Source organism: Pseudomonadota bacterium, from assembly GCA_018823135.1.
Lineage (GTDB): Bacteria > Desulfobacterota > Desulfobulbia > Desulfobulbales > CALZHT01 > JAHJJF01.
Genome location: JAHJJF010000084.1, coordinates 42,863 through 54,873, shown reverse-complemented (window position 1 = coordinate 54,873; position 12,011 = coordinate 42,863). Strand labels below are relative to the sequence as shown.

At 46.4% G+C, this 12,011-nt stretch carries 12 protein-coding genes; 3 read left to right on the top strand and 9 right to left on the bottom strand.

All coding sequences use genetic code 11. The annotated features are described in order from the left end of the window. The 8 genes from KKE17_08990 to KKE17_08955 form a co-directional block, all read right to left on the bottom strand. Positions 1 to 338, bottom strand: a 338-nt coding sequence (locus KKE17_08990) for an electron transfer flavoprotein subunit beta/FixA family protein (GenBank protein ID MBU1710124.1), incomplete at its 3' end; no start/stop codon positions are given. A gap of 233 nt (positions 339 to 571) precedes the next feature. After that, positions 572 to 1,732 (bottom strand): acyl-CoA dehydrogenase family protein, encoded by a 1,161-nt coding sequence (locus tag KKE17_08985; GenBank protein MBU1710123.1) that lies wholly within the window; start codon positions 1,730 to 1,732, stop codon positions 572 to 574. 159 nt (positions 1,733 to 1,891) lie between these two features. Further along, positions 1,892 to 2,872 (bottom strand): ketoacyl-ACP synthase III, encoded by a 981-nt coding sequence (locus KKE17_08980; protein MBU1710122.1) that lies wholly within the window; start codon positions 2,870 to 2,872, stop codon positions 1,892 to 1,894. Continuing rightward, positions 2,869 to 3,918, bottom strand: a complete 1,050-nt coding sequence (gene plsX / locus KKE17_08975) for a phosphate acyltransferase PlsX (protein MBU1710121.1) — start codon at positions 3,916 to 3,918, stop codon at positions 2,869 to 2,871. The genes KKE17_08980 and plsX overlap by 4 nt, the downstream gene beginning before the upstream one ends. Before the next feature lie 10 nt (positions 3,919 to 3,928). Further along, positions 3,929 to 4,120 carry a 50S ribosomal protein L32 gene (gene rpmF, locus KKE17_08970; protein ID MBU1710120.1) on the bottom strand — a complete coding sequence of 64 codons (192 nt, stop codon included), beginning with the start codon at positions 4,118 to 4,120 and terminating at the stop codon, positions 3,929 to 3,931. An 89-nt stretch (positions 4,121 to 4,209) separates the two neighbouring features. After that, positions 4,210 to 4,725 (bottom strand): DUF177 domain-containing protein, encoded by a 516-nt coding sequence (locus KKE17_08965; protein ID MBU1710119.1) that lies wholly within the window; start codon positions 4,723 to 4,725, stop codon positions 4,210 to 4,212. A 369-nt stretch (positions 4,726 to 5,094) separates the two neighbouring features. Continuing rightward, the gene (locus KKE17_08960) at positions 5,095 to 5,730 is read right to left on the bottom strand and encodes an ABC transporter substrate-binding protein (protein ID MBU1710118.1); all 636 of its coding nucleotides are present in this window, start codon (positions 5,728 to 5,730) and stop codon (positions 5,095 to 5,097) included. A 66-nt stretch (positions 5,731 to 5,796) separates the two neighbouring features. Then, the gene (locus KKE17_08955; protein MBU1710117.1) at positions 5,797 to 6,609 is read right to left on the bottom strand and encodes a VacJ family lipoprotein; all 813 of its coding nucleotides are present in this window, start codon (positions 6,607 to 6,609) and stop codon (positions 5,797 to 5,799) included. A 364-nt stretch (positions 6,610 to 6,973) separates the two neighbouring features. On the opposite strand from KKE17_08955, the gene KKE17_08950 reads away from it, so the two are divergent. The 3 genes from KKE17_08950 to KKE17_08940 all read left to right on the top strand — a co-directional run bounded on the left by KKE17_08950 (position 6,974) and on the right by KKE17_08940 (position 11,091). After that, the gene (locus KKE17_08950) at positions 6,974 to 9,475 is read left to right on the top strand and encodes an MMPL family transporter (protein ID MBU1710116.1); all 2,502 of its coding nucleotides are present in this window, start codon (positions 6,974 to 6,976) and stop codon (positions 9,473 to 9,475) included. Positions 9,476 to 9,605: 130 nt separating this feature from the next. Next, entirely contained in the window at positions 9,606 to 10,400 is a 795-nt protein-coding gene (locus KKE17_08945; protein ID MBU1710115.1) for a DsbC family protein, read from the top strand. Positions 10,401 to 10,704: 304 nt separating this feature from the next. After that, positions 10,705 to 11,091, top strand: coding sequence for a YkgJ family cysteine cluster protein (locus KKE17_08940; protein MBU1710114.1), 387 nt, complete (start codon positions 10,705 to 10,707; stop codon positions 11,089 to 11,091). A 52-nt stretch (positions 11,092 to 11,143) separates the two neighbouring features. Here the strand turns inward: KKE17_08940 and KKE17_08935 are convergent, their stop codons facing one another. After that, on the bottom strand, positions 11,144 to 11,635 hold the full coding sequence (locus KKE17_08935; protein MBU1710113.1) for a hypothetical protein: 492 nt from the start codon (positions 11,633 to 11,635) through the stop codon (positions 11,144 to 11,146). Positions 11,636 to 12,011: the final 376 nt, after the last annotated feature.

Genomic DNA, 12,011 nt, shown 5'->3' with positions numbered 1-12,011 from the left:
AGGTCAAACCCGCCAAGTTTCTTGATAGCCCGCGACAACGTATACGTGGTTGCCCAGGTATCTGCCCCGGCAAATGCCCGGTCTGATACAAGCACAGCCTCATCAGCGCCGCAGGCCACTGCATCCCGCAAAACTTCCGCAGCCTGAGGCGGCCCCATGGTTATCACGGTTACCGTACCGCCGAATCTTTCCTTAAGCCTGACACCTTCTTCCAAGGCATGGCGGTCATAGGGATTCATTATACTTTGAACCCCTTCGCGGGCCAGGGTGTTGGTCTTCGGGTCAAGCCTGACATCCTTGGCATCAGGAACCTGTTTTACACAAACAACGATTTTCATAATTGTATTGGCTGCTGTTCGCTTTCCAGTCGCGTTTGATTATTACGAGACAGTTATAGTTTACGCATCTACAATCAGTCCGAGTTTTTTTTCGATACCTTTGACTTTCAGAATTTATGACTTTATATCCGCAGGTCTTGATTTAACTCTTTGGGATAAAAGATACACTGATTTTTCGCCGAAAAAACGTTTTTTTCAACACAGCTGAAAAACTTTTTCCCGAACAGGAAAACTTAACCGTTCTTCCTGGTATATTCCTTATTCAATTCCTGGCCGATTACATTCCGCTGAATCTGGTTCGTTCCTTCATAAATCTGCAGAATTTTCGCATCGCGCATCATCTTTTCAACGGGATAGTCACGCATGTACCCATAACCGGCCAATATCTGGACAGCATCCACTGAAACCTTCATGGCCATATCCGTTGCAAAAACCTTACACATTGACGATACTTTGGATACGCCGGTCTTGTGCGCATCAATATGCTTTGCGGTACCATAAACCAGTGCCCGTGACGCCTCGACCTGAATGGCCATATCGGCGAGCATGTGCTGTACTGCCTGAAACGAAATAATCGGTTTACCGAACTGGACCCGCTGTTTAGCATAAGTCACCGCTTCATCAAGCGCAGCCTGTCCCAGACCGACACCAAGAGCGGCAATGCCGGGTCTTGAAAGATCCAGGGTTCTCATAACTGTAATGAAACCGGAACCAACCTTGCCGATCAGCCGGTCCTTGGGAATTCGGCAATCTTTAAAAATCAGTTCACGGGTGGATGAAGCGCGGATGCCGAGTTTCTTTTCTTTCGGGCCGTAAGTAAATCCCGGATCAGTATCTTCAAGAACGAACATGCTGGCACCACGTGGCCCCTTGGTTCGGTCGGTAATCGCAATAATCGAATAAATCTGCGCCTCCCCGCCGTTGGTAATCCATTGTTTCGTGCCGTTGATAACCCATTCATCGCCATCCAGCACCGCAGTAGTCTGAATACCTGAAGCATCACTGCCGGCATTTGCTTCGGTGAGACCAAAAGCGCCACTTTTTTTGCCCGTGGCAACATCAGGGAGATATTTCTGTTTCATCTCATCGCTGCCGGAAATCAAAATAGGATAAACACCCAAGGCGCTGGCGGCAAAGCTTGTGGCGATACCGACGCACCCCCTGCCGAACTGCTCCAGGGCAAGGACCATGTCAAAACAACCGCCGCCGTAACCGCCGTATTCTTCTGGAATATAAAGACCAAAAAGATCTGCCTGGGCTATTGCCCCAAGGATTTCTTTGGGATACTCCTCTTTTTCATCAAGTTCCACCCGCTGCGGAATAATCATTTCATCAGTAATCTGACGAGCTACATCAACAATCATCTGTTGTTCTTCGCTCAAGAAATAATCCACTCTACTCACCTTTTGTTATAGGGTTATCAGCCGTATGGTTAATGATAAACCACGTTTTCGCCACATGGATTTAAAAAAACAAACCGCCAGAGTCTCATCGACAAAATTCAAAAATATACAAGCCGGCTAAAGAATCGCCTGCAGAATTAACCGCTATCGTTACCACTTGATAATAGAAGAACCCCACGTAAAACCGCTGCCGAAAACACAAAGAAGGAGGAGATCACCCTGCTTAAGACGCCCCTCCCGGTTAGCTTCATCAATTGCAATTGCGACACTAGCCGCCGATGTATTACCATATTTATAAACATTTATGTAGAATTTTTCCGAAGATATTCCCATCCTGTCGGATAAACCCTTTAAAATCCGCATGTTAGCCTGATGCGGAATTACTATATCCACATCATCGGTGGAAATCCCTTCTGAATCAAGAATCTTCTTGACTGAATCTTCCATGGCTCGAATGGCATTTTTAAAAACTTCGGGTCCGACCATCCTTATATAGGGTCCCTCATAATCATCCCTTTGAAGATCCGGATTCATAGAAGGAATACTATCCATATATAATAAATTCGCAAGCCTGCCGTCGGAAAAAAGTTTGCTGGCAATTAATCCACGCCCCTGATCATTGCCGGTGACCACACAAGCCCCCGCGCCGTCACCGAATAATATGCAGGTATTCCGGTCTTTCCAGTTAACCCTGGTGGAGAGATTCTCGGCGCCGATGACCAATATCTTCATATCGGGCGTGCATCGTATATACTTATCAGCCAGGTCAAGACCGTAGAGAAAACCGGAGCAGGCGGCGTTCAGATCATAAGCAAAGGCATTGTATGCGCCGATTTCCTTTTGCACCAGGCAGGCACAGGAGGGCATGCCCATCTCGGCGGTTATGGTTGCAACGACTATCAGATCAATTTCATCTGCGGCAAGCCCAGCCATTTCAAGGGCCTTATTTGCGGCGGCAGCTGCAAGCTTTGAAGTCTCCTCGCCTTTGCCGGCAATTCGTCTTTCCTTAATGCCGGTCCGACTTGTGATCCATTCATCGGAAGTGTCCACCATCTTTTCCAGGTCGACGTTGGAAAGAACCCTCTTAGGAAGCGCGGAACCTGTGCCGATTATCACCGCCCTTGAAATCATTGGACTCCCCCATCATCGGGAAGGCCTGAATCGTCAAACGATATTTTCTCTCCATAATCGCTTTCCCGCAAAAGATTGAGAATATGGTCGTTGACATTATTGCGCACGAGTTCTGCGGCCACGCCAATGGCGTTCTTTATTGCCAGGGCGTTGGATCTTCCATGACAGACAATGCCGTTGCCGTTTAATCCAAGCAGCGGTGCGCCACCGTATTCCGCGTAATCAATTCTTTTTCGCAGATTTTTAAAAGCGCCACGGGCCAGCAGATATCCCATTTTTGCAGCAAAAGACTTATTGATTTCATCCCGGAGCATTGAGACCACCGCTTCGGCAAGCCCTTCGCTCAATTTCAGACAGACGTTACCGACAAACCCGTCGCAGACAATTACATCGACATCTCCCTGAAAGGTATCACGCCCCTCAACATTGCCGACATAATTCAGCGAACTGTTTTGAAAAAGTTCGTGGGATTTCTTGGTGAGAATATTTCCCTTGCCCCCTTCTTCACCGATACTCAATAAACCAATCCGGGGTTTTTCAACTCCGAACAGTATCTTTGAAAAGGCCGCGGCCATGACGCCAAACTGGAAAAGATGCTGAGGTCGACAGTCAACATTAGCCCCGACATCCATCATTACCACCGGCCCTTTCAGGGTGGGGAAAATACTGGCTATTCCAGGCCTGCTTATTTTTTTAAGACGGCCTAAGAGCATGACAGCGGCAGCCATTGTCGCACCGGAATTCCCAGCACTGACAACCGCCCCGACTTTCTGCTGTTTCTGGAGATTAAAGGCCTGAACGATGGAAGAATTCTTTTTTTTCCGGACAGCATCAATGGGTGATTCATTCATGGAAATGACTTCAGGGGCATGAAAAACACTGATCCCCGAGTCCTTTCCCTGATGTTTTTTTAGCGCATCATGAATGAGATTTTCATCACCTAGAAGTGTCACTTCAAGGTCCATCTCGTTTACAGCCTGAACAGCGCCGGCAACCAGCTCATCCGGCCCCCTGTCGCCCCCCATGGCGTCCAGTGCAATTTGCACCATCATTCACCTATTCCAGGTCATCCTCATTGAGTTTAACTATGGACTTGCCCTTATAGGTTCCGCAACCGGAGCACAGTGTGTGGGGCAATTTAGGTTCGCCGCATTCTGGGCAGGATGAAACAGTTGGTGCGGTAAGGCCGTCATTGGCACGACGCTTCCTGGTTCTAGAATGTGAATGTCTTCTTTTTGGTAATGCCATTATCAATCCTCCTTTCGGATATATATCTTGTCATTAATTTTAAGAATTTTAATTGGTTTTCCGGGAGATATTTCTCCACAGGATTTAATTCATTTTTTTAACTGCGCAAGCACAGTGAAGGGTGTTATTTTAGCCTTGCTCTCACATGAGCAGACCTGGACGTTGATGTTCGATCCGCATTGACTGCAGATCCCCCTGCATTCTTCATTACAGAGTTTTTTCACGGGTAAAGCCAACAAAATCTGCTGATCCAGCAATTCAAATACGTCGATAACCGGCTTCTCAAGGAACATGACATCCATTTCATTTGAACCCAGCAAATGTTCCTCAATGGATTGACCAGTCGAACTGCTTGCAACAAGTTCTGCAACCATACGAAAATCAGGAATCGGTCTGAAACTAAAAGCTTCAAGACAACGGTCACAGGACAATTGCAATTCAACGTCTATGTAACCCGATACAAAAACGCGACAGCCACGTCTCTCAAGAAAAATCCATGAACGGACCGCACCGGTTCGCTTAAGATCACGGTCCGGGAACCAGGACTCGTCCTCAATTTCAATCCGCAAACCATCTTCGGGTATTTCATCAAATTTAACAAGCACTTATCCACCCATAGACCAGGGAGTTATTGTTAAATTGTAAACCGATGGAATATAAGAGATTTTAAATCAATGTCAAGTTATTTCCCACAGCTCAATGCAATTACTATTGGATTGAGCAAACGAGAAATCTGTAATAATTTTCAATAAAAATGCCCAAAACCTGTTGTGGAATACGCTCCGAGTTTGTGCAGAAGTATTTCTACAGGGATGAAAATCTTGAGGGGGCCACCCAAACTTGATGCAATCTGACAAAATTTCGCCTTTCTTGACAAGACCAAATAAAATCAATATGTTAGACAATTCAACACAGATCACAATCGAGCTTCGGAGTGTCGCAAAGCTCGCTTATCTGCGAATATGGCAATCAAATTATTCGGAAATCTGTTCGACTTTTCCTTTAAGCCGTTTCAGAAGACCGGCATACTCTTCCTTTGCAATAATCTGTGCAAACTCAGCCCGGTAGTTTTTAATCAGGCTGACCTTTTCTATGATAACGTCGTAGACGAGCCAGTTGTCACTATTTTTCTTAAGTTTATAATCAACCGACATTTCCTGACCGTTCTTTGAAAAAACGCTGGAAACCAGCGCTTTATTGCCCTTGATTAATTCATCCTGAAAATTCACCTGCTCATCCGAATAGGCTTCAACCCTGCCGATATATCGATTTTCAAGGATCTTTTTAAACAGATCGATAAATTCTTCCTGCTCTTTCTTGTTTCTTTTGTCCCATTCAGAACCCAAAGCCAGACGCGTCATTTCCTCGAAATCAAAACGTTTGTCGACCTCGATCAATATTTTTTCCCGCCGCTCCTGATTCTTATCCGGAGACTTGAGGGTTTCATCCCTGAGAACCGTCAATATATTATCAACCGTTAATCGTATCTGCCCCAAAGGAGGTATCTCCTGTTTTGCTTGGGCAGTTGTCCCGAATAACATGAAAAGGCAGAGCATCAGTAAAAGCATCTTCATAATCTTTACACAACAATTCCTGTACGGGTGTTTCATTGTAACATTCCTTTATACATTAGTCAGCGGGCCTGCGGAAAGCCAGCAAAGGTCTTAAATTATAAATTATTCCGTAATCTTCCCGCGGCGATACTGCAGATAAACATCTCGAACAGCAATATATGGATCAAATGAATCTTCTTTAATCGTCTCGTATTTGCCGATGTTCAAGGAGGTCTTGTTAATCCTCTTAACACTTTCAGCGCCATAGCCCGCCAGTGGTTCAGACAAGGCAAGATAAGAAATGGGGTTCAAAAAATAATCGCCGCTCAGGCCGATGGTATCGCGCAGATTTGAAGGGCCCAGAATCGGCCAGCAGAAGTAAACAGCATCGCCAACCCCATATAATCCCAGAGTCTGGCCAAAATCCTCCTGGCTTTCTTCAAGCCCGAGCCAATCCTTGGCCGGATCAAAAAATCCTACTATTCCCACCGTTGAATTCACCAGAAAACGGGTCAGCTCCACTCCGGAATCTACTAATTCCCCCTGGAGAAAACTGTTGGCAAATCGCACCGGCATCATCAAATTACGGAAAACATTACTGATGCCGACCCGGCCGACCTGCGGCATCACAAAAGCATACCCTTGGGATACGGGTTTTAATAACCAGAAATAAAACTTATCGTTAAAGTAAAAAAACGCCCGGTTGACCGGTTCCAACGGATCAACCCAGAGACTCTCCTGGACATTTTCACTTGCATCATTATATTCGTCTTCAAAGGGATCGACCCAATCCTCTTCACCTAACGATTCATTTATTGACAAATCAACGCTTTCATCCTCTGCAGCAAATGCAGCAGGCAATGAAACAAACATGACGGCATAAAAAATCAGCCCGCAAAAAAAAACTATGCCCCAACCCCTTATTCTTAAATCCATTAACTAATTAAAACCTGTGGGAATAAATTATCATCGAGAAACAGCCCATTTTACAAGCGTATACAGAAAACAAAATAACCCGTAATATATTGACGGGTCAAGAAATAGTTCCCGATTACGAGTCCGATCCATATATTAAATCAATACCCCTCGTCAATCCTTCTTTTCTCAGTATATTGATCTCTTACGCTCCAGTCTTCTTTATCTCTTCGCCGATTATTCCTCCATCTGAAATGATATCAACAAGTTGCCAACTAATCTTTTCATTTTTTATCCTTGTCTTCTCTTTCCCGTCCAGCTATTGTTACAGACAATATGCCGACTGATCCGGCTCAATCAAACACTATTATTGCAGATATTTCCTATGGGCTCTTTTTTTATACGTATTTACGATAAACTCATTCTTGAGCGACCGGTTGTTTCTCTTCTGGTGACCCTTGCCATAATCGGCTTTTTTGTTTTCAAGATACCCGAATTCAAGCTCGACGCATCTGCTGATTCTCTGGTGCTTGAAAACGATTTTGCCCTGCGATATCATCGCCAGATCACCGAACGCTACGGCACAAATGATGTCCTGGTGCTGACCTACTCCCCCAAGCAGGATCTTTTCAGTAAAAATTCCCTCGCTGATTTGAAATCATTCCGTAATGAACTGAAGACACTTGACGGCGTCGCCTCGCTGGTCACCATTCTTGACGTCCCGCTGCTTTTCAGTTCCGATGTTTCCCTGGGAGATCTGCTGGATACTGAAAAAATCAAGACTCTGGAAGATCCGGGCCTTGATATGGATGCCGTCAAATTAGAACTGCGCGACAGTCCGCTGTACCGAAACCGTCTGTTGAGCCAGGACGGACAGACCACAGCGATTTTGATCAATCTTCTCCCGGATGCAAAATACCGGAACTTATTGAAAACCCGTTACAAGCTCCGCGAAAAAAAATACGACAGCCAAATTTCTCCTGATGAAGAAAACCAACTCCAGGAAGTGTCTGAAGAGTTCCGCCGGCATCTGACAGTAGTAACCAAGAAGCAGAATGAACTTGTCGGCGCCATACGACAGGTGATGGGCAAATACCGGCCAAACGCCCAGGTCTTTCTCGGGGGGGTGCCGATGATCGTCACCGACATGACCGCCTTTATCAGAAACGACCTTATCGTCTTCGGCATCGGCGTTTTCTTCTTCCTGCTCATCACCCTGGCGATCATCTTCCGCAAACCGCGCTGGGTAATTCTGCCCATGCTTTGCTGTCTTGCCGCAGGCCTGACGATGATCGGTTATCTTGGCTACGCCGACTGGCGGGTAACAGTTATTTCATCAAATTTCATCTCCCTGATGCTGATTTTCACCATGTCGCTCACCATTCATCTGATCGTCCATTATCGCGAACTCCATGCACAAATGCCCGATGCCGACCAGCGAACCCTGGTCCGTGAAACAGTACGCCTCAAAGTGATTCCCTGCCTGTATACCTCCCTCACCACCATTGTCGCATTCATATCTCTTCTGGTCAGCGACATCCGCCCGGTAATGGATTTCGGCTTGATGATGACCATCGGACTGATCGTTTCCTTTATTCTTTCTTTTGTACTCTTTCCTGCCACCGCCGTGCTTCTCGCCAAAGGCTCCGAGGAAACCCAAAATACCAAAAAAAAATCCAGGCCCCCGTTTACGCTGTTTTTTGCACGAATCACCGAAGCCCATGGCGGGAAAATTCTTATAGCGAGCATAATCCTTACGATTGTCAGCGGCATCGGCATCTCCAAACTCAAAGTTGAAAACCGCTTTATAGATTATTTCCGAGAAAGAACCGAGATCTATCAGGGAATGAAACTCATTGACCAGAAACTGGGCGGCACAACCCCCCTTGATCTGATAATCGACTTTAAGGCCGTCACGGCAAAGCAGGAGTCTGATGAAATCGACCCGTTTGATGAATTAGGAGATAAGGACGACGAAACCGCATGGTTCGCCTCATCCTTCCGAATGGAACAGATCGAAAAAGTTCATGATTATCTCGAAGATTTCCCCGAAATCGGCGAGGTTTTGTCAATCGCCACTGCAATGAAAATCGCCAGACGCCTCAATGACAATACATCTCTTGAAAATTATGAAATCTCTCTGCTGCACAAGAAAAGCCCTGAAAACATCCGGAAACTTCTGATTGACCCCTATGTCTCAGAAGACATTCCCCAAGCGCGGATTACCATGCGGGCAACCGAGACCGACAAAAATCTACAGAGAAAAGAGCTGCTTGAAAACATCCGGGGTTTCGTAAAAAAAGAGCTGGGTTTGAGCGACGACCAGATCCATTTCACCAATATGTTCGTCCTCTATAACAACATGCTGCAAAGCCTCTACCGTTCACAGATTCTCACTATCGGCATGGTATTCCTGGGGATCGTATTGATGTTCATGGTGCTTTTCCGCTCGCTGCTGGTTGCGCTGATTGCCATAGTCCCGAACCTGCTGCCCGCTGCAATGGTACTGGGAACCATGGGCCTGTTCGGCATCCCCCTGGACATGATGACCATCACCATTGCCGCGATAACCATCGGCATCGCGGTTGACGACACCATCCATTATATACATCGGTTCAAAGCGGAATTTCCCGTTGACCGGAATTATCTGGCTACGGTCTACCGATGCCACGGCAGTATCGGTAAAGCCATGTACTATACATCATTGACGATTATCATCGGCTTTTCCATCCTGATCATGTCCAATTTCATCCCGACCATCTATTTTGGAATCTTTACCGGATTCGCCATGGTCGTGGCCCTGCTTGCGGCACTTACCCTGTTGCCGCAACTGATAATCCTCCTGAAACCCTTTGGCCCGGAACAGGTAAAAACTGAAAATCCCTAACCCGAATAAATTTCCCGGGAAAGAAATCCTGTTGCTGCGGAACAATTTTATTGAAAAACACTCATTAATCACATATCAAGTTATCGAATCAGCAAACCAAACCTTCAACAAATAACAGGCGCAAAACAAAATGAAACCATTGGTAATCACTGGAATTTTTCTTTCGATACTGTTCATCATGACCTCCCCAGCAACCTCCTTTGTCAAGGACGGCTGCGGCACAGGAGAATGCAAGGATTGCCACAACTTAACCAAAGAAGAGGCTGTAACGCTTCTCAACGATAAATCCATTGAGGTCATGGACATTACCTTCAGTGAAGTGCCCGGACTATGGGCCGTGGACATCAAGCAGCGGGACAAGACCATTCCCATTTATATTGATTTCTCCAAACAATATATACTCACCGGATCAATCCTCAGGTTGAACAACAAAACAGATGTCACCCGCGACAGATTCATCCGCCTGAATAAAATTGACATCACTCAGGTTCCGTTGGATAAAGCCATAATCATCGGGAACCCGAATGCACCAAAAAAAATCATTGTGTTTGATGATCCGGAATGCAGTTACTGCATGAAAATCCACTCTGAGATGAAAGCCGTGGTTGAGAAAAACCCTGATATTGCCTTTTTCATTAAAATGTTTCCGCTGCAATCTCACCCAAAGGCGTATGAAAAGGCCAAAACCATCATCTGCAAAAACTCTGCACAATTACTGGAAGACAGCCTTGCCGGCAAAGAAATCCCTCCTCCGGACTGTGATACCGACGAAATTGACAAGAACATTGCCCTGGCGCTGAAAATCGGTGTCCAATCAACCCCGACATTGATCTACCCCGATGGTCGCGTAATCCCCGGCTATAAACAGGCAGAGATGATTATCCAGTTGATGGAAGAAGACGAAAAACAGGGTAAGAAGAAGTAAAAATCCGGACACCGGGCCAGAAGGCACAGAGTAATAACTGGCCTTGACCTGGATAGGTTCGCGAGAGTTACGAGACTCAGGGAGGACCAGGTGTTCTAATCTGAAAAAAAACAGAAAGTTGGTGTGTAAATACTCATGAAAGCCTTTTAAATTTTATTGAATGATCCATTTGGCAAGGTCAAAAATCTGACCTCCTTTTACCTTCCGACATCTTTTTTCATTGCTTTTTCCTTCAACTTATCGCATATTCTTGCGCGCTACAGCCAGATAAACAAATTTCCTATTTGATTTCAGAAAGTTACGCATGATCGGCACAAGCAATAATCCCTGCCTCGAATGCGGCGCCTGCTGCGCCTCCTACCGGGTCTCTTTTTACTGGTCTGAGGCAGGAGAGGACGTTAGCTGTGTACCAATTGAACTGACCGGCCAGTTATCGCATCACCGCGCCTTCATGCTCGGGACAAACGGCCAGAATCCACGCTGTAAAGCCTTAATGGGGATCATCGGTAAAAAGGTCCACTGTGCCATCCATTCCCGGCGCTCATCGGTCTGCCGTAACTTTATCTCCTCATGGCAGGACGGCAGACCACAACCGGACTGTGACAAAGTCCGCGCCAGATTTAATCTGGACCCTCTTCAACCACACCACTGGCAACCCGACAACCCGACCCCCCTGCCCATCGCCGCCTGAAAAAATTGCTTCTATCATGAGCCGCCGGACAGACCTGGTGCGTTACTACTCTTCACGCCGCCTTGGGACGGAGCTGATGTGAGCCGCGCAATTCTGTATAAAGCTGTTGCCGCCAGTTCTCGGCCAGGTCAACATTCATCTCAAGATTGGCAAGCACCGACTCTCCTTCCGGCAGATGCTCGGCCGGGCATTCCGGCGAGAGACCAGTGAGCCTGGCCTCGTTGAACTCCATGGGGTGCAGGCGGCAAACCAGTGGCCTGATATGTTCCGGCAACAGGCAACCGGTATCGGTCAGGAAGCAACAGATACCGGGCCGGGTGTATTTCAGAACTCTTCGGGTGCCGTTTAACTGCAGTGTATAGTTGTTCCAGTTAGGGTCGTCGTCCTGGTCAAGATAGGCGACGGTCTGCGGGAGTCGCGTTTCAAAAAAATCCCATGATCCGGTATGGGCGGCAATTCTTTGCAGATCCCCATCACTGACCAGTATATCGCGGCAGACACAGCATGATTTGCCCTGCCCGGCACAAATCGCACATAAACGCATAATGTTCCTCACAGTAGTATATTATAAGTGTTTGAAAACTGCCCTAAAAGCCGATACAAAGCAAAATCTGCCACGTCCAAAACCCACGGCAGGTGACATTAAAGTCAAATCGCCATGAACACGGTATCAGCTGGTTTAGAGAATTTAAGGAAACTTGTGAAACTCACCCTCGAACAAGTGTAAGTATTTCATCAGCAAAAAAAGTTTATTACAATGTTTATTGCAATTATTTGTGATGATTGCGAGAAAATAGCTCGGCGCGACAGGTTTGTCAATGGATTCCATATCAACACCTCCACATTCTCAGGACTGCAAATTTTCCATCAAATGCAATTGGGCGTCAGAGATTGATTGTGCCTCCGGAATGGATGATTTC

Excerpts from the sequence above, each read along its gene's own strand:
- KKE17_08935 (MBU1710113.1), bottom strand. The coding sequence starts at position 11,635 with ATGCGTTTATGTGCGATTTGTGCCGGGCAGGGCAAATCATGCTGTGTC.
- KKE17_08960 (MBU1710118.1), bottom strand. The coding sequence starts at position 5,730 with ATGAAACACCCGTACAGGAATTGTTGTGTAAAGATTATGAAGATGCTT.
- KKE17_08950 (MBU1710116.1), top strand. The coding sequence starts at position 6,974 with ATGGGCTCTTTTTTTATACGTATTTACGATAAACTCATTCTTGAGCGA.
- KKE17_08955 (MBU1710117.1), bottom strand. The coding sequence starts at position 6,609 with ATGGATTTAAGAATAAGGGGTTGGGGCATAGTTTTTTTTTGCGGGCTG.
- KKE17_08980 (MBU1710122.1), bottom strand. The coding sequence starts at position 2,872 with ATGATTTCAAGGGCGGTGATAATCGGCACAGGTTCCGCGCTTCCTAAG.
- KKE17_08945 (MBU1710115.1), top strand. The coding sequence starts at position 9,606 with ATGAAACCATTGGTAATCACTGGAATTTTTCTTTCGATACTGTTCATC.
- rpmF (MBU1710120.1), bottom strand. The coding sequence starts at position 4,120 with ATGGCATTACCAAAAAGAAGACATTCACATTCTAGAACCAGGAAGCGT.
- KKE17_08940 (MBU1710114.1), top strand. The coding sequence starts at position 10,705 with ATGATCGGCACAAGCAATAATCCCTGCCTCGAATGCGGCGCCTGCTGC.